Source organism: Berryella intestinalis (genome assembly GCF_000814825.1).
Classification (GTDB): domain Bacteria; phylum Actinomycetota; class Coriobacteriia; order Coriobacteriales; family Eggerthellaceae; genus Berryella; species Berryella intestinalis.
Window position 1 is genome coordinate 241866 of the sequence record NZ_CP009302.1, and the last position, 16816, is coordinate 258681.

Sequence of the window (16816 nt, forward strand, 5' to 3'; positions counted from 1 at the left end):
CGCATGCGGTATCATGGGTGCGGACACAAGGTTCGCTTTTGCCAGAGCTGAAAGGAAGCCGTGGCCGACGACGCGCTCATATTGGACCGGTACCGACCGCTCGGGCAGGTCGGCGCGGGCGGTTTCGGCTCGGTCCAGGTTGCCTGGGACCCGCGCATCCAGCGCAAAGTCGCCATCAAGATCATCCCCCTCACCGAGGTTGACGCGCGGCGCGCGCAGCAGCCCGACGAGCAGTCGCCGACGCACGATCGCTGGCACGGCGTGCTTCCCTGGGAGGCCATCGACGACGTCGAGCCTCGGATCACCGAGTTCGTGTCGCCGTTCCGCGCTCGAGGCGCCGACCCCGCGTCGGCAGACGGCGCTTCGCGCATCGTTGCGCTTTCCGGTGAGGGCATCGGTCGCGCGTCGGCGGACACCCAGCTCACCACCCGGTTCGCAAGTGCGGTGGAACCGGCCACCATGCGCATGCCCGCCGTTTCCGACGAAGGGGAGGGTTCCGATGCTTCCGGCTCGTTCGGGCAAGACGAGCCCGGCGGGTCCTCGGCTTTGGCCAACATCCCCGGCATCGACGAGGCCCGCACCGCGGCCCGCCTCGACGACCAGCATATCGTCAAGGTTTACGACGTCGAAGTAGTGGGGCTCGATGCGTATCTCATCATGGAGTACGTCGAGGGCATCACGTTGTCGCGCCTGCTTGACGAGTACGGCGACCTGCTGACCATCGACATGGTCACGGCGGTGTTCGACGCCGTGTCCGCAGCGCTTTCCGTCGCCCACAAGCGGGGGGTCCTGCATCTGGACATCAAGCCCGACAACATCCTCATCAATGCGGACGGCCAGGTGAAGGTGACGGATTTCGGTCTCGCGACGCTTGCGGACGCGTCGGGCAAGGGCACGACGGGCGGCGGGACCATCGGCTACATGCCGCTCGAACAGATGCGGCGCGAGCATCTGGACGCGCGGACCGACGAATGGTCGCTGGCTTCGGTGACTTACGAGATGATAGCGGCCGACAACCCCTTCTTCGCCCCGACGCTGGCCGAAGCCGAGGCGGCTATCGAGGAAGCGGAGCTGGTCCTTCCTTCGCTGTGTTGGGACGATGTCGACGATCAGATCGACGACGTGCTGTTCTACGCGCTCGACCCCGATCCTTCGGCGCGCTACGACACCGTTTCGGATTTCGCGGAGGAGATGGATCGTTTCCTGGGAGACGCCGGCCGCGGGAAACGCCAACTGTCGCTGGTGGTTCACGACGCGCTGGGGCGCCCCCTTCCCGGAGCGGGGGAAGGGGCGCTTGACGAGGCTTTGGACGAGTACGGGGAAGCGGACGGGTTCGACGGCTACGATGAGCCTGATGGCTACGGATGGACGGACGGTTTCGAGGAGGAAGCGCCTTCTTCGGGGCTCGATCGGACCGAACGGCAGCCCGCCGCGCACTTCGCCCGGCCTCCGATGGAGCTGCGAAAGGAAAGGCTTCCCATGAGGGCTCGAATAGACGACAGGGTGATCTCGATCGCAGGGCGCGCGACGGCGGCGGCAGGTTCGGGCGCAGCTGCCTACGTTGCCGCAGCGAACATGCCCTTCACCTCGGGTGTAAGCGTCCAGGGCGTCGCCGTTTCGCTGATAGCGGCGGTGTTGGTCGCGGCTTTGGCGGCATTTCGCCCCCAGATCGGGTCCGTGGTGGCGCTTGCGGGCGTGTCGGTTGCGCTGATCTGCGGCGCGACGCCGCTCATGGGAGTCGTGCTTTTGGCGGCTAGCCTGGTGTGGTGGCGCTTCGAGGGCTCGCGAAGCGTCGCGGCATCGAACGCGGCCGTGTTCGCCCCGATATTCGGCGGGGTCGGCCTGGGGCAGCTTGCGCCTCTGACGGCGGGTGCGGCCCTCAGGCCCGCGTCCGCTGCGGCCACGGCCCTTCTCTCGGTCGTCTGGGCGTTTTGCCTGGCCTGCCTGGGAACGGGCTCGCTTTCGGGTTGGGACGCCGTGTCGTTTTGGAGCTTCGCCGCCATCGACGCCGCTCCTCGGGCGCTCGTCTTAGGTGCGAGCCCCGCTCTGTGGTGTGAGGCGGCGAGCTGGGTTTGTGCCGCTTTCCTCCAGGCGCTCGTCGCGTCGCGCGGATCGCGCGCCCTCGATGTGGTGGGCGCGGTCCTCGGCGGCGCGGTCCTCGCGCTCGGGCTTGCGGCTGCGGCGTGGTTCGCCTCGGGGGGAACCGGCTTCGCGCCTTCGGTGAACGCTTTGGTTCCCCTGGCGTTCTCGACTGCGCTGACGGCCCTGTTCCTGGCCTTCGTGCGCCCGAATCGCCCGGCGGGATCGTAAGCGCGGCCGCTGCCTGGGGACCTCCGAGGTTCTTCAAGGGGCGCACGTTCGCCGATTCGCGTTTGCCGAAGTCAAAGGGTTTGCGCCCGCCAGAGTCAGGGGGTTCGCATTCGCCAAGCGTCGCGGTTGTCAGAGTCAGGGGGTTCACGCTCGCCAAGCGTCGCGGTTGTCAGAAAATGCCCGGTTTGCATCGCTTTGCTTGCAGAAGGGCCTTTCCGGGCAGAAAAACGCAGGTTTGTATCGGCTTGTTGGCCGTAAAACGGAATAGGGACACCCGATCAAAACCGTTTTGGAAGAAACACCTGTTCAGAATAATATAAATATAACTAATAGTTTAGCAATGCGCGGATAGCCGATGCAAACCTGCGTTTTTCTGACAGGTAGAAGCCATTTGCGCACACGACGATGCAAACCGGGCTTTTTTGGCGAAGTCTTCCCGTCGACTGCGTTTTCCGCATCCAGCGCCCGCTCGCCCGCCCGCCCGCCCGAAACCTCGGTCCACAGGTGGGCGGCGCACCCCGGGAGCTTCGACCCGCTTGCAACCGGGCGACTCCGCCCTGTCCGCAACCTCCCGTGCGGGCAGTCTGAACCAGCTGGCGGCCGAGACCTGTGCGGACGGATCCGCACAGGTCTCGGGCTTGCCCGGCGGTCTCCTAGCGCTGGAGCAGGGTTGCGATCTTGCCCATGAGCAGCTCGAAGCTCACACCGCGCTCCTGGAAGTGGGGCTGTTTGGTGGATACGATGATCGCGTCGCGCGTGAGTTCGCCGGCGAAGGTGGCGGCTTCGTACAGGTCGCGGCCGGCCATGATGCCCGCCAGCAGCACCGAGCAGTACAGGTCGCCCGTCCCGTGCAGCATGTAGGGGACGAACTCGTTTCTGACCTCGAACAGATCGCAGTCTACACCGCCGACGAAGTTGCGGATCACCGGCTCGCCCTCGCGCTGCACGCCCTTCAGCACGACGTTTTTGGCGCCCTTGCCGATCAGTGCGTCGATGATGCGCTCGGCTTCGGCGTCGGCGATGTCGGTCCCCTTCCATTCTTCGCCCAGGATGATGGCGGCCTCGGTGAGGTTGGGCGTGAGGATGTCGGCCTCGGATGCAAGGTCGGCCATGGCCTGGCAGAGCTCGGGCGTGTAGGTGGGATAGACCTTGCCGTGATCGGCCATGACGGGATCGACCACGCGCAGAGCCTTCGGGTAGGTGGCGTACAGGTCGCGGATGCGCTCAACTTGCTGGGCCGCACCCAGGAATCCCGAGTACACGGCGTCTATCTCGACGTCGATGCCCTTCCAGGCGTTCGTGTAGTCGGCCATGATGCCGGTGGTGTCGTGCATATACCAGCCGGGAAAAGCGGTGTGGGACGAGAACAGGCCCGTGGGAACGGGGCAGACGTCGCATCCGGCGGCAGACAGCACGGGAATGGCCACGCCGAGGGAGCACTTCCCGTATCCGCATAGGTCGTGGACGGCGGCGATGCGGGGGATGTAGTCGCTCTCGCGCTGGTAGAGGGTGGGGGTTTCGGGCGTTTTCGCAACGGTCATGATGCGCCTTTCGTCGAAGGATCGGACGGTCGATTGCTGCAACGAGTATACGACCGAACCGCACAGACGGGCGCTTCGAGAAAGCGATGGCTGGTTAGCGGAGCTGCGGGAGGGTTCGGCTTAGGAGGACTTCTTCTCGTCCTCTTCCTCGTCGAAGAAAGACCATTCGTCCTCGTCGGTGCGGGGGCCTCGGTCGACGAACGTCTTGCGCGTCTTGAATTCCATGACCACGGCGGCGATGAGGCTGAGGATGAGGCCGGACAGCACCAGCACGCCGATGCCGACGTAGGTCTCGAACAGGAAATGGTACAGTTCGGCGAAATCCATGGTGCGCTGCCTCGGCTCCCTAGGGTCGAAGCCCTGCCGTCGCAGGGCGTTGGTCTTACGTCGGTCCAGTATAGCCTAAGCGTTCGGCAATCCCGGCCGTGCGGCACGGCTTCTTCGCAAACCGACCCGCAAACCTGCGGCGGCATCGCGCATTGAGGAGTTGATGTGCCCGCTTGTCGCGCGCTTCGGCCGCGACCGCCGCCCCTGCGCTATACTTGGCAGACGATGCAGGCCGCGGGCGCGCAAGCGACCGCCGAACCCGAGGAGCGCGAGATGCTAGACCTACGCTTTGTTCGCGAGAACCAGGAAGCAGTTGCCGAGGCGATGAAGAACCGGAACGCTTCATGGGACTCTTCGCGGTTCGCCGAACTCGACGAACGTCGCCGCGCCGCCATCGTGGCCGAAGAGGCCCTGCAAGCCGAGCGCAACGCGCTTTCCAAAGAGATCGGCAAGCTCATGGGCCAGGGCAAGACCGCCGAGGCCGAAGAGGCCAAGGAGCGCGTCCGCGCCATCAACGAAGAGCTCGCCGACGCTTCGTCGGCGCGCGAAGAGGTTGACGCGCAGATGACGCAGATCCTTCTTTCGACCCCTAACATGCCCAGCTCCGAGACGCCCGTGGGCGCCGACGAGAACGACAATCCCGAGGTTCGCCGCTGGGGCACGCCGCGCGAGTTCGACTTCGAGCCCAAGGCCCACTGGGACCTGGGCGCCGATCTGAACATCATCGACTCGGAGCGCGCCGCCAAGCTCGCCCGCAGCCGGTTTGTGCTCCTGGGCGGCCTGGGGGCGCGCTTGGAGCGCTCCATCATCAACTTCATGGCCGACACGCACTCTTCGCGCGGCTACAAGGAGTGGTGGTGCCCCGCTTTGGCCAACGAGCAGACCATGATGGGCACCGGGCAGCTCCCGAAGTTCGAAGAGGACATGTTCCGCACGCGCGAGGGCCTCTACCTCATTCCGACGGCCGAGGTTCAGCTGACCAACATCCATGCAGGCGAAACGCTTGAGGCGTCCGATCTGCCGCTGCGTTACTGCGCGTTCACCCCGTGCTTCCGCGAGGAGGCCGGCAGCGCGGGCCGCGACACGCGCGGCCTCATCCGCGTGCACCAGTTCGACAAGGTCGAGATGGTGAAGTACGCGAAACCCGAGGAAAGCTACGCCGAGCTGGAGGCCATGACGGCCGACGCCGAGAACATCCTGCAGCTTTTGGGCCTGCCCTACCGCGTTATCACGCTGTGCACGGGCGATATCGGTTTTTCCGCCGCAAAAACCTACGACGTCGAGGTGTACCTGCCGTCCTACAACGGCTACAAGGAGATCTCGTCGTGTTCGAACTGCGAGGACTTCCAGGCCCGCCGCATGAACATCCGCTATCGCGACCCCGAGAACTTCAAGGGCTCGCGTTTGGTTCATACGCTGAACGGCTCGGGCCTCGCCGTGGGACGCACGATGGCCGCGATCCTCGAGAACTACCAGCAGGCCGACGGATCGGTGAAGGTTCCCGACGTTTTGGTTCCCTATATGGGCACCGAGGTCATCGAGCCCGTCTAGGTTGGTTGCGGGAATGGCTGACGGGCAGGAAGGCGCATCGGAAGAGCGGGTATCGCGCTCGCATGCGTCGAAGCGAGTTCATAAGCGTCGCAGCGCCTCGGCCGCTGCGACGCCTGTTTTTCGCGGGTCGAAAGATGCGCCCGACCGGGTGAGCGCCGAGGGCGCCCCCGCACGCATCCCTGTGCCCGAGCCCGCCCCCGAACCCGAGGCCAAACCCGAGCCCCAGCCCAAAGCGCAACAGGCGCCTCGGGCGAAGAAGCCGAAGGTCAGAGCCGTCCCCAAGCCGGAATCGAAACCCAAGCGCCCCAGCGTCGCCTCTGCGCGCGTCGCGCAGTCGAAGGCGCGTGCGCAGAAGGCCGCTGTCGAGGCCGCCGACGGGGCTGCCGGCACCGGCGCCGGTGCCGCTGGCCCCGAGGGGGCGGGCGCCCACGAGTCCGCGCCGCGCGAAGGCTCGCAGGCGCGCGTGCGGCGCGAGGCGCCCGAGCAGCCCGAAGGCGCCGCGGATGCCGCTTCCGACGGGGGCGATGCCGCCGTATCCGACGGCGCGGCCGAAAGCGGGGGGCCTGCCGGGTCGGAACCCGCCGAGGCTCCAGGGTCGCCTGCCGCCCCGGGTTTTAGCGGCTCGGTCATCGACGGGCTGCGTGAAGAGTCGCGCGAGCGCCCGGCGAAGCGCCGCCTGCCGTTCACGTTCACCCCGCTTAAGATGACGCTGGCCATCGTCGGGCTGATATGCGCGGTGCTGATCATCCTGTCTGCGGTGTTCTGCTGGAACCGCTGGTGGCGCTACGACGATGCCGCCGACTTCAAGGGCCTGTGGTTCGTGGCGGGCACCGACGTGCCGGTCGTCATCGACGAGACCACCATCGAGCTCACCGACGACGTGTCCTACACGTACGCGATCGATGCGGGTGCGAAGACCATCTCGTTCGATTTCGGAAATATGAAGGGATCGGGCCGCTACTACTTCAGCGACGACCGCCGCGAGCTGGTGGTGATCGACGGGGAGGGCTACACCGCGTCGTCGACGCTGGCAGAGGACGTCGGCCGCGCGTTCTCGGAGCTTTGGGCGCGGGTTTCCGGCAAAGGGCCCGAAGCCCCCTCGGGCGAGGGGGTGAGCGTGTTCGAGCGCCAGCCGGCCGAAGCGCAGCAAGGGGCAGACGATGCCTCCGGCGAGGCGGCCGATGTTCAGGAGGAGGGCGCCGATGGATCGTCCGGTTAGGATCGAGCGCATCGTCGTTCGGCGCGATCGGATCGTGTGCGAGGTCGCGATCCCCGACCCTCGGATGCGGCGCACTACACCGATTCTTTCCCGCCGCGCGCTGGATTCCTACCCGACCCTCGCGCATCATGCCTGTATCAATGAGAAGGGGAAGACCTTCGGTGCCGTGATCGAGGGCACCTCGGTTCCCCATCTGCTGGAGCACATGATCATCGACGAGCAGGTTCGGCGCTCATCGTGCGATGCGGCGTCGTTCACGGGGACGACGCGCTGGGTCGACGAGGACGCGGGAGTGGCTCGCATCGAGGTGAGCTTCGCCGACGACCTGTGCGCGCTGGCTTCCGCCAAAGAGGCGGAACACCGCTTAAACGACGCAATGAGAAGGTGTTTTCAATGACAAGCGCTCATCTGAAGTTCGAACGCGCGACCGAGAAGGTCTCGGCCTGCGTATCCGGGATGCGGCCCTCGGCGGTGCGCAACCTGTTCGCGGCCGCCAATCGTTCGGACATCATCTCCCTGGCCGGCGGCATGCCCGACGTTTCGCTGCTTCCCCAGTCGGCGGTGCGCAAGGCCACCAAGGCGGCCTGGTCGGACGAGATGTCGGTGGCGCTGCAGTACGGGGGCACGGACGGCCGCATCGAAACGCGCCGGGTGTTCTCGGACCTGATGCGCGACGAGGGGATCCGCTGCAAACCCGAGAACATCATCATCACCTCGGGGGCCCAGCAGGCGCTCGACCTCATCGGGAAGACGTTTCTGGACCCCGGCGACATAGTCATCACCGAAGGGCCCACGTACCTGGGGGCCCTCCAGGCGTTCTCCGCGTACGAGCCCGACATCCGCTGCATCCCTTTCGACGAGGCCGGCATGCGCATCGACCTGCTGGAAGCCGAGCTCGAGCGCATTGGGAAGGACAACCCGCGCCTGAAGTTCCTCTACACCATCCCGAACTTCCAGAACCCCGGCGGCGTCACCATGGTTCCCGAGCGCCGCAAGCGCCTGATCGAGCTGTCGAAGGAGTACAACTTCATCGTGGTCGAGGACGATCCGTACGGGCGCCTGCGCTACGACGGCGGCCATGTGCTGCCCCTCAAGGCGCTCAGCGACGACGTGGTGTATCTGGGGACGATCTCGAAGGTGTTCGCGCCGGGGCTGCGCTGCGGGTGGGTTGCCGCCCCGTCCGGCGTGCTGTCCAAGATCAACCTGGCCAAACAGGGCACCGACCTGTGCGGCAGCTCGTTCGACCAGGTGGTGGTCGAGCACTATTTCCGCGATACGCCGTGGCAGAAGACGCTGCAGAAGTTCGTGAAAACCTACCGCACGCGCCGCGACGCCATGCTGAAGGCGCTTGACGAGTACTTCCCGCCCGAGGCGACCTGGACGCGCCCCGAAGGAGGGTTCTTCGTGTGGGTGACGCTTCCGACGTACGTGGATACGTCGTCCATGCTGGCCGAGGCTTTGGCATCGGGGGTCATCTACACGCCGGGCGACGGCTTTTTCCCCGATGGGAAGCGCGGGCGCAACAGCATGCGCATCGCGTTTTGCTACGAGAGCCCGGAAAACATCGACGAGGCGATCAAGCGGCTCGCCGCCGTCATCGAAGAGAAGCTCGAACTGTACCGCGCCTTCATCGAGGCCGGCGCGCTGAAGGAGGAGTAAATGAAGGTTGCGGTTTTGATGGGCGGAACGTCGTTTGAGCGGGAGTTCTCCCTGGCCAGCGGAAAGCGCGTGTGCGCCGCGCTCGAGGAGGCGGGCCATCGCGTCATCGCGCTGGACACCAACAAGGAGCTCGTCCCCACGCTGCGAAGCGAGCGCCCCGACGTGTGCTACAACGCGCTTCACGGAAAGCACGGCGAGGACGGGTCCATCCAGAGCCTGCTGGAATTCGTGGGCATCCCCTTCGTGGGGTCTCCCGCGTCTGTGTGCCAGCGCACCTGGAACAAGGACTCGCTCCATTCCGAAATGGCGACGTACCGCGCGATCACGGGGGAGGCACCCGTCGCCTCGTGGCCCCAGGGTATCTGCATCGCCCGCGACGCGTTCAAGTCCATGGGCGCCGCGACGGCGCTCGATCTGGTCGAACAGCGCGTCATCGGGGGCTATCCGGTTGCGGTGAAGCCCGCCCATGGCGGTTCGGCCCTGGGCGTGCATCGCGTCGATTCCCAGGATGATCTGGGAGAAGCCATCCTCGATGCGCTCTCCTACGACGATGCGGTGGTCATCGAGCAGTGGATAGAGGGGGTCGAGATGGCCGTCTCGATCCTCGGGACCGGGTGGGACGCCTATGCGCTGCCGCCGGTCGAGATCGTGTGCAACGATGGGCTGTACCTCACCGAGCAGCGCATCGATCCGGTCAACGTGGACTACTTCGCGCCGGTGCGCAACGCGTCTTTGGCTGATAACGAGGCGGACGCCCAGGCCATCCGCGCCGAGATCGAGCGAGCCGCCCTCGAGGTGTACCGCGCCTACCGCATATGCGATCTGGCCCGCATCGACTGCATCTGGGACGGCGGATCGGTTCGCGTGCTCGAGGTGAACGTGTCTCCCGGCATGACCGACACCTCGCTGTTCCCGGCGGCGTGCGAGGCTGCGGGGCTGTCGATGCCCAACGTGCTGAACGAGCTGGTCGAGAACTGCCGATAGCGGGGACGGGCCTTCGGGCGCGTCTTCGTTTGTGCCGAGGGTGTGGAAGATGCGCACCCTTTTGGCTGCGTCTGGGCGCCTGCGCGCGCCACGTCGGCGGCGCTTGCGTATAATGGAGCCATCGTTTCCGTTCATAGGAGGAAATCATGGGCAAGCTCTCCACACTCATCATCGGCGGTGCGATCGGCGCTGCCGCCGCCCTTCTGTACGCACCTCGCCGCGGTGAGGAAACGCGCGCTATGGTCAGCGAGAAGGTCAACGCCATCTGGGGAGAGGCCAAGGACTTCACCGCCCGCGCCCCTCAGGGCGTCCAGGCCGCCTACGATAGCGCCCAGACGCGCGGCGAGTCGGTGTTCCACGGCGCTGCCGCGAAGGGTCAGGAATTCGCCCAGACCGCGAAGGTTCAGGCGACCGAATTCGCCCATAAGGCAACCGAGAAGGGCCAGGAGGCGTACAACGCCGTGGCTTCGCGCGTGCAGGAAGCGGTTTCGGCGGGCCCCGAGCATCCCGCTGCGGCCTCCGACGAGCTGCGCGAGAAGATCGAGGCCGCTCGTCAGCGCATCGCGGCCCAGGTCGTGAAGAACGCCGAGGAAAGCCGTCCCGCCCCGGTCGAGATCCAGGCGGATGCGGTGTCCGACGTCAAACCCGATGACACCCGGGAGTAATGCGCTTTATACTGAGTTTCAGAGGCGTCGGCTGCGGTTATCGAGGGGGCTCTGACCGCGCCGGCGCCTTTTGTCTGCCAGCGCCTGCGGGGCGCTCCGAGGAGGATCCATGGCAAGCTCCATCGCAACCACCGACGACATAGCCGGTTCGCGCGTCATCGTCCAGGGCCGCAAGGGGAAAGAGCGGCGCGTGGGCAAGGTGTCGCGCTTCGTGTTCCACCCCAAAGAGAAGCGCATCGTCGGCTTTCTGGTGAAGCGCCCCGACCTGGCGCTGATGTTTCACAGGAAAGACCTGTTCGTGGCCTTGGACGGCTATACGGTCGAAGACGGGCGCATCGTTGTGGACGATGACGACGGCGCTTGCGGGAAGAAGGCCGAGAAGTCGCTGGGCGTCGATTTCGATCGCTGCGTTCTGTGGTCGGGCATGCCCGTGGTCACCGCTTCGGGCGAAACGCTGGGCGTCGTGGGCAACGTGAGCTTCGACCGGTTTTCCGGATCCCTGGTATCGCTCGAGGTCAACGATGGAGCGGCCAACGACGCTATCGTCGGCAGGAGAACCGTTCCCGCCGATTTGGTGAAGGGGTTCAGGTTCGGTATCGGCGCACCGCTGTCTGATCACGGCCCCGACGCCTCCGAACGCGAGGAAGAGGAGGTCGTGCGCGGCGCCATACTCGTGTCCGACGAGGCAGCCCGCATCGAGACCGAGGGCGGCGCCGCGGATGCGGCGGGCAAGGCCGCCGCTAAGGCGACCGAAGCGGTGCGCAGCGCGGTAAGCGACCTGAAGCCGGGCGTGGCGGATGCGACCAAGGCCGCCGGCGACGCCATCAACAAGGGCGCCTACGCAACCGGGCGCCAGATCGGCCGCGCGAGCGGCATGTTCGGCGCCTTCAAAGAGGAGTACCGCAAGGAGGTCGGCCAGCCCGCACCGGCTTCGAAACCCCGACCGGCGGCTTCCAGCGCCGCTTCTCCGTCGAAGTCGAACGCAGGTCAGAGCGCTTCTCCACATTCCTCACAGAAAAAGTCGGATAAAAAAGCAACTTCTGCGAAGCCTGGCGTAAGGAAGAAGCCCCAGAATGAGACACTCGGCCACGCGGTTGGCAAACAGCTGGGCCGAGCGGGCGGCATGTTCGCCGCTTTCAAGGAAGAGTACGACAAGGCTCGGAAGGAATAGGCCTGCGGGCGTGTTCCGCTCATCGGGTGCAACGGGAAGGCGCTTTTAGGTTTTATGGGCGATTGCAAAAAAACAGTTCGTGAGAAGGTGCAGAGCGAGACGACGGTGCGCGGCCGCACTATGGAGAAGGGCGACGTCTACCGCTTCATAGCCCTCATCGCCATATTCGCCGCCGTGGTCGTGGCCGTGGTGCTGATGTGGCCCACGCTGAAGGACCTGTTCTCCGAAGGCGGCGTGAATCGCCTGGTCGAGCACGTGCGCGGGGCGGGTGCGGCAGGTGTGGTCATCCTGCTGGGCTTGCAGCTGTTCCAGGTGATCGTGGCCTTCATTCCCGGCGAGGTGGTCCAGATAGCCGCCGGGCTGATGTACGGCCCATGGCTGGGCGCGCTTATCATGGTGGTGGGCGCTCTCATGTCCTCGGCGCTGGTGTACCAGCTGGTCCACAAGCTGGGCGCGCCCTTCGTCCAGAAGATGGCCCCCCAGAAGTACCTCGAGAAGATCTCCAAGTTCGAGGAATCCAACAAGTTCGAAGTCGTCGTCTTCCTGCTGTTCCTCATTCCGGGGCTTCCCAAAGACGCCTTCACGTACCTGCTGCCGCTCACCAGGATCAGGATGAAGCCGTTTTTGGTCCTGACCACCATCGCGCGCACGCCCGCCATCCTGGCGTCCACCGTCGCGGCTTCGGGTTTCGCTGACGGAAACATAGCCCTCAGCGTAGTCATCATGGTAGTGGTCGGCGGTATCGCCGTGGTCGGCATCATCTTCCAGAACCGCATCATCGATTTCGTGAGCAGCCGCGTCAAAGGCGAGAGGGGAACGTCCAGTGGAAGCTAGCCCCGCTGCGGTCGACTTCCGACCCCCGAAAAAACGCGTCACCGCCGCGCTTTTCGCCGTGTTCGGAGGCGCGTTCGGGCTGCACAAGTTCTACCTGGGCTATTACCAGACCGGGTTCATGATGCTCGCCTGCAGCGTGGTGGGCGGCATCCTCACGCTGGGTTTGGGGACGGGCATCAGCCTCATCATCTCCCTCATCGAGGGCCTCATCTACCTGATGGATTCCGACGAGGCGTTCCAGAAAACCTACGTCCGCTCGGTTCGCGAGTGGTTCTAGCCGCCGCGGCGCTGCGTGCTGCGGATGCGCCCAGGGCGCTTCCCCGCGCGATCCGACCGCTTGGTCGGCGATCCTCCCCGTTTGCTCGACTTCGCGCTTGCGCGCTTGCCGCGTTCGCTACAATGAATCGTAACCGTGTCGTAAATTCGACCGTCGAACCAAGGAGGAACGAATGCCTACTATTACCCGTGATCAGGTGAGGGTGCCGCTCGATGTCGCTCCCGACATGCGCGAGACGTACGTCGACAACTTCATGAAGGCGACGCGCGGTACCGGGCGTCTCATGCTGTTCGCGTGCGACCAGAAGTTCGAGCACCTCAACGGCGACTTCTACGGAGAGGGCATCGATCCGGCCGACAACGATCCCGAGCATCTGTTCCGCATCGCCGATCAGGGCGTATGCGGCGTCATGGCTGCCCAGCGCGGCTTGGTTGCGCTGTATGGAGCCGACTATCCCCAGGTCAACTACCTTGTGAAGATGAATTCGAAGACCAACCTGGTGGGCACCGCCCAGGAAGACCCCTATTCGGGACTGCTGTGCGACCTCGACCACGTTTTGGCCATGCGCGACAACGGCGTGAACATCGTCGGCTTGGGCTATACGGTCTATCTGGGCAGCGAGTACGAATCGACGATGATCTCCGAGGCGGGCGAGCTCATCGCGCGCGCCCATGCCGAGGGCCTCATCGTGGTTCTGTGGATCTACCCGCGCGGCAAGGCCGTCACGGCGGAGAAGGATCCGGCGCTCATCGCCGGCGCGGCGGGGGCGGCCCTGTGCCTGGGCGCCGACTTCGTGAAGGTCAATCCCCCGAAACCCACCGAAGGGACCTCTGCCGAGGCTTTGGCCGTTGCCTCGCAGGCCGCAGGCCGCTGCGGCCTGGTGTGCGCGGGCGGATCGACGGTCGATGCCGCCACGTTCCTCACCCAGCTGCATGACCAGATCCATGTGGGAGGCGCCTGCGGAAACGCGACGGGCCGCAACATCCATCAGCGTTCGCTGGACGAGGCGGTGCGCCTGACCAAGGCCATCAGCGCCATCACGCTGGCCGACGCCGACGTCGAGCGCGCTCTGGCGGTTTTCAACGGTGATGAGGATTTCTCCCTGTAGTTTTTCCCCTGTGGTAGAATCACCCGTTGGAAATGCACTATTTCGGAAGGAACACGTATGTCGGGACATTCAAAGTGGGCGACCACCAAGCATCGCAAGGCAGCCCAGGACGCCAAGCGTTCTGCCTTGTTCTCCAAACTCACGCGCGTCATCACGGTGGCGGCGAAAGAGGGCGGCGACCCCAACCCCGACAACAACGCAGCGCTTGCCGCCGCTATCGAGAAGGCGAAGGGCTACTCGCTTCCCAACGATAAGATCAAAACCGCCATCGACAAGGCGTTCGGTGCGGGCAAAGACGCCGCCAACTACGAGTCGGTCGTGTACGAGGGCTACGGCCCGGCCGGGGTCGCCGTGTACTGCGAGGCCCTGACGGACAACCGCAACCGCACCGCCGCCGACGTGCGCGCCGCGTTCAATCACAGCGGCGGCAACCTTGGCACGTCGGGCTCGGTGGCGTTCCAGTTCGAGCGCCGCGGCCAGATCACCATCCAGAAAGAGGTGTGCGCCGACGAAGACGAGCTCATGCTGGCCGTGGCCGAGGCCGGCGGCGACGATTACGAGGACGCCGACGAGTCCTGGATCGTGTACACGGCTCCCACTGCGCTGATGGCGACGAAGAAAGCCCTGGAAGAAGGCGGTATCGAGACCCACGGCGCCGAGCTCACCATGATCCCCACCACGCCGACGGCGATCGAGCCCAAAGACGCCCCGAAGGTCATGCGCCTCATCGACAAGCTGGAGGATCTGGAGGATATCCAGAACGTGTACCACACGATGGACATGACCGACGAGGTCGTGGCGGCTCTGGAATCCGAGTAGCCAGCCGCTGGACGAACGAACCCGAGATGCGCCGCACCGTCGGCGCATCTTTTTTATATCGGAAGGCCCCGCGCGGCGGCTCTGAGGCGCGGGGCGTCGGAACGATGAGGGGAGGAACATGGCATACGGAGTGCGGGACGACTTCTTCGAGGCTCCCGGCCATTTCGCATCGGGCGAACGGTATTGGCAGATAGGCTCCAACCCCGACGTGTACCTCGTTTCGGTGCCGTTCCCCAACGTCATCACCAAGCAGACGAACTGCTACGTGGTCAGAGACGGGGACGAGGCGCTGCTGATCGACACCGGCGCCCCCTCCGACGAGAGCTTCCGTGCGCTTCTCGACACGCTCGACGAGCTGCGCATCGACGTCGGGTCGATGTCGCTGTTCCTCACCCACCTCCACCTCGACCACGCCGGGCTGGTCGATCGGATCATCGGCACCCATCAGCGCATATATCTCAGCGAGGTCGACTTCGACTACATGTGCGCGGCTCAGAAGAACTCGTTTCACGGGGCTTTGGCCGCCCGCCTGCGTGCCGAGGGGTGCCCGCCCGAATACGCCGACATCGCGCGCAGCTACGGCATGGGCGTCAAGAGCTTCGACGATCGCGGGCGCAACCTGGTGTTCGTGGGGGACGGGGATGTGATCAAGGTGGGGTCGCATCGCCTGGTCGTCGTCGATGTCGAAGGCCACACGCCGGGGCACCTCGCTCTGTACGAGCCGCAGGCGGGGCTTCTGTTCAGCGGCGATCACGTGCTGTACCCCATGTCGCCCGGGTTGGGTTTCAGGTGCGACCGCCCTCGGACCATGGCCCGCTACCTTTCCAACCTCGACAAGGTGAACACCCTGGGCGTTTCTTTGCTGTGCCACTCCCACGGGAGGCTTCGCCGAACGTTCGACGAACGCGTGGACTGGCTGAAAGACCATCACGGCCAGCGCATCGAAGCGGCCGCGGCGCTGATCGCGCAGCGTCCGGGCCTCACCGGCTACGAGGCGGTGCGCTCGATGCGGTGGAACACGAGGGGAAAGGGCTTTTCGGGCCTGCTTCCCGTGCAGCGCTGGGTTATCCTCGAGAACGGCCTGGTAGTCCTCGATCACGTGGTGGGCGAGGGGCTTGTTCGGCGGGAAGTCGACGAAGAGGGCGCCTATCGGTATCTGCCTCCGGCCCGTTTGTAATATACAAACAAATGTTCTATAATCGGCACGGCATCGCAGATTGATCGAGCGAGGAGGGTCCGCGTATGCAGCAAAGACGGATCATCCTGGGCATCGACCCCGGGCTTGCGAACACCGGGTGGGGCGTCATCGAGCGCAACGGCTCGAAGCTTTCCTGCGTCGCCTACGGCTGCGTGTCCACGGGTGCCGATCGCGAGCTGGCATGGCGGCTGGGCAAGATCCACCAGCAGATAACCGCGGTCGTGCAGCGGTTCTCGCCCGAAGCGGTGGGAATCGAAACCGTCTGGTTCGGCCAGAACGTCTCGGCGGCGTTCGCAACGGGGCAGGCCCGCGGGGCCGCGCTGGTCGCTTGCGCCCAGGCGGGGCTTTCGGTGGGCGAGTTCTCCCCCCGTCAGATAAAGCTTTCGGTGGTGGGGACGGGCTCGGCCGACAAGTCCCAGGTTCAGTACATGATGAAGCAGCTGCTCGGGCTCGACGAGGCTCCTCGGCCCGATCATGCGGCCGACGCGCTGGCGGCGGCCGTCTGCTACGTAACGCACGAGGGGTCGCAAAGTGCGGGAGGTGCACGATGATCGCGTTTCTCAAGGGTGTCCTTGCGGGCAAGACGCTCACGGCGGCCTATATCGACGTGAACGGGGTCGGCTACGAGGTGGGCATGTCCTCGGCATCGCTTTCCAAGCTTCCCGCGGCGGGCCAGCCCGTGCAGGTGTTCACGCATCTGCAGGTGCGCGAGGACGATATGTCGCTGTTCGGGTTCGTCACGGCAGACGAGAAGCGCTTCTTCGAGAAGCTCATCACGGTAAGCGGCGTCGGAGCGAAGGTGGCGCTCGCCGCCCTGTCAACTTATGCGCCGCACGAACTGGGAGCCCATATCGCGAACCAGGATATCGCGGCGATCCAGCGCATACCCGGCGTGGGCAAGAAGGGTGCGTCCCGCATCGTGCTGGAGCTGAAGGGGTCGCTGGACGATTTCGGGGGCGCATCCGGCTCCGACCAGTCCGCCCCCGTCGGCGCGGCGTCGCTGCCCGCGGCGACCGAGGCCCTGCTCTCCATGGGCTTCACCTCGGCAGAAGCGGAAGTTGCGTTGAAGGGTGCGCCCGAAGCGGCCTCGGAAATGGCGCTGATACAATATGCGTTGAAACGACTGGGCGGTTAGGCGCGCGGATAGGCTGAT

General features: G+C 65.2%; 17 protein-coding genes. 15 read left to right on the plus strand and 2 right to left on the minus strand.

The features are described 5' to 3' along the window. The first annotated feature begins 60 nt into the window (after nt 1-60). Nucleotides 61-2310, plus strand: coding sequence for a protein kinase domain-containing protein (locus tag JI75_RS09050; RefSeq protein ID WP_240993188.1), 2250 nt, complete (start codon nt 61-63; stop codon nt 2308-2310). Nucleotides 2311-2963: 653 nt separating this feature from the next. Here the strand turns inward: JI75_RS09050 and JI75_RS01000 are convergent. Both JI75_RS01000 and JI75_RS01005 read right to left on the minus strand, forming a co-directional pair. Further along, entirely contained in the window at nt 2964-3851 is an 888-nt protein-coding gene (locus JI75_RS01000; protein WP_039688056.1) for a bifunctional hydroxymethylpyrimidine kinase/phosphomethylpyrimidine kinase, read from the minus strand. 120 nt (nt 3852-3971) lie between these two features. Continuing rightward, entirely contained in the window at nt 3972-4178 is a 207-nt protein-coding gene (locus JI75_RS01005; RefSeq protein WP_039688059.1) for a DUF6724 family protein, read from the minus strand. A gap of 273 nt (nt 4179-4451) precedes the next feature. On the opposite strand from JI75_RS01005, the gene serS reads away from it, so the two are divergent. The 14 genes from serS (at nt 4452) to ruvA (ending at nt 16798) form a co-directional block, all read left to right on the plus strand. After that, a complete protein-coding gene (gene serS, locus JI75_RS01010) occupies nt 4452-5729 on the plus strand; it encodes a serine--tRNA ligase (protein ID WP_039688061.1) in 1278 nt (425 codons plus the stop codon). Between the two features lie 13 nt (nt 5730-5742). Further along, nucleotides 5743-6948: a hypothetical protein gene (locus JI75_RS08650; protein ID WP_052241481.1), complete on the plus strand. Its 1206-nt coding sequence runs from the start codon at nt 5743-5745 to the stop codon at nt 6946-6948. Next, a complete protein-coding gene (locus JI75_RS01020; protein WP_039688062.1) occupies nt 6932-7345 on the plus strand; it encodes a cyanophycin synthetase family protein in 414 nt (137 codons plus the stop codon). Before JI75_RS08650 ends, JI75_RS01020 begins: the two co-directional genes overlap by 17 nt. Beyond that, nucleotides 7342-8607 (plus strand): aminotransferase-like domain-containing protein, encoded by a 1266-nt coding sequence (locus JI75_RS01025; protein ID WP_039688064.1) that lies wholly within the window; start codon nt 7342-7344, stop codon nt 8605-8607. Before JI75_RS01020 ends, JI75_RS01025 begins: the two co-directional genes overlap by 4 nt. After that, nucleotides 8608-9591 (plus strand): D-alanine--D-alanine ligase family protein, encoded by a 984-nt coding sequence (locus JI75_RS01030; protein WP_039688066.1) that lies wholly within the window; start codon nt 8608-8610, stop codon nt 9589-9591. Between the two features lie 146 nt (nt 9592-9737). Next, on the plus strand, nt 9738-10256 hold the full coding sequence (locus tag JI75_RS01035; RefSeq protein ID WP_052241482.1) for a YtxH domain-containing protein: 519 nt from the start codon (nt 9738-9740) through the stop codon (nt 10254-10256). Nucleotides 10257-10365: 109 nt separating this feature from the next. Next, on the plus strand, nt 10366-11427 hold the full coding sequence (locus JI75_RS01040) for a PRC-barrel domain-containing protein (protein ID WP_039688068.1): 1062 nt from the start codon (nt 10366-10368) through the stop codon (nt 11425-11427). A gap of 87 nt (nt 11428-11514) precedes the next feature. Further along, nucleotides 11515-12261, plus strand: coding sequence for a TVP38/TMEM64 family protein (locus JI75_RS01045; protein ID WP_240993189.1), 747 nt, complete (start codon nt 11515-11517; stop codon nt 12259-12261). After that, nucleotides 12251-12538, plus strand: coding sequence for a TM2 domain-containing protein (locus JI75_RS01050; RefSeq protein ID WP_052241484.1), 288 nt, complete (start codon nt 12251-12253; stop codon nt 12536-12538). Before JI75_RS01045 ends, JI75_RS01050 begins: the two co-directional genes overlap by 11 nt. Before the next feature lie 172 nt (nt 12539-12710). After that, complete coding sequence (locus JI75_RS01055) at nt 12711-13646, plus strand: beta/alpha barrel domain-containing protein (RefSeq protein WP_039688070.1); 936 nt, start codon at nt 12711-12713, stop codon at nt 13644-13646. Nucleotides 13647-13703: 57 nt separating this feature from the next. Then, entirely contained in the window at nt 13704-14465 is a 762-nt protein-coding gene (locus tag JI75_RS01060; RefSeq protein ID WP_039688072.1) for a YebC/PmpR family DNA-binding transcriptional regulator, read from the plus strand. A 118-nt stretch (nt 14466-14583) separates the two neighbouring features. Further along, complete coding sequence (locus tag JI75_RS01065) at nt 14584-15642, plus strand: MBL fold metallo-hydrolase (RefSeq protein WP_052241485.1); 1059 nt, start codon at nt 14584-14586, stop codon at nt 15640-15642. 65 nt (nt 15643-15707) lie between these two features. Continuing rightward, complete coding sequence (gene ruvC / locus JI75_RS01070; protein WP_039688075.1) at nt 15708-16214, plus strand: crossover junction endodeoxyribonuclease RuvC; 507 nt, start codon at nt 15708-15710, stop codon at nt 16212-16214. After that, nucleotides 16211-16798, plus strand: coding sequence for a Holliday junction branch migration protein RuvA (ruvA, locus tag JI75_RS01075; protein WP_039688077.1), 588 nt, complete (start codon nt 16211-16213; stop codon nt 16796-16798). Before ruvC ends, ruvA begins: the two co-directional genes overlap by 4 nt. Nucleotides 16799-16816: the final 18 nt, after the last annotated feature.

Excerpts from the sequence above, each read along its gene's own strand:
- JI75_RS01025 (WP_039688064.1), top strand. The coding sequence starts at position 7,342 with ATGACAAGCGCTCATCTGAAGTTCGAACGCGCGACCGAGAAGGTCTCG.
- JI75_RS08650 (WP_052241481.1), top strand. The coding sequence starts at position 5,743 with ATGGCTGACGGGCAGGAAGGCGCATCGGAAGAGCGGGTATCGCGCTCG.
- JI75_RS01030 (WP_039688066.1), top strand. The coding sequence starts at position 8,608 with ATGAAGGTTGCGGTTTTGATGGGCGGAACGTCGTTTGAGCGGGAGTTC.
- JI75_RS01000 (WP_039688056.1), bottom strand. The coding sequence starts at position 3,851 with ATGACCGTTGCGAAAACGCCCGAAACCCCCACCCTCTACCAGCGCGAG.
- JI75_RS01065 (WP_052241485.1), top strand. The coding sequence starts at position 14,584 with ATGGCATACGGAGTGCGGGACGACTTCTTCGAGGCTCCCGGCCATTTC.
- JI75_RS01020 (WP_039688062.1), top strand. The coding sequence starts at position 6,932 with ATGGATCGTCCGGTTAGGATCGAGCGCATCGTCGTTCGGCGCGATCGG.
- ruvA (WP_039688077.1), top strand. The coding sequence starts at position 16,211 with ATGATCGCGTTTCTCAAGGGTGTCCTTGCGGGCAAGACGCTCACGGCG.
- JI75_RS01060 (WP_039688072.1), top strand. The coding sequence starts at position 13,704 with ATGTCGGGACATTCAAAGTGGGCGACCACCAAGCATCGCAAGGCAGCC.
- JI75_RS01005 (WP_039688059.1), bottom strand. The coding sequence starts at position 4,178 with ATGGATTTCGCCGAACTGTACCATTTCCTGTTCGAGACCTACGTCGGC.
- ruvC (WP_039688075.1), top strand. The coding sequence starts at position 15,708 with ATGCAGCAAAGACGGATCATCCTGGGCATCGACCCCGGGCTTGCGAAC.
- JI75_RS01055 (WP_039688070.1), top strand. The coding sequence starts at position 12,711 with ATGCCTACTATTACCCGTGATCAGGTGAGGGTGCCGCTCGATGTCGCT.
- JI75_RS01040 (WP_039688068.1), top strand. The coding sequence starts at position 10,366 with ATGGCAAGCTCCATCGCAACCACCGACGACATAGCCGGTTCGCGCGTC.
- serS (WP_039688061.1), top strand. The coding sequence starts at position 4,452 with ATGCTAGACCTACGCTTTGTTCGCGAGAACCAGGAAGCAGTTGCCGAG.
- JI75_RS01035 (WP_052241482.1), top strand. The coding sequence starts at position 9,738 with ATGGGCAAGCTCTCCACACTCATCATCGGCGGTGCGATCGGCGCTGCC.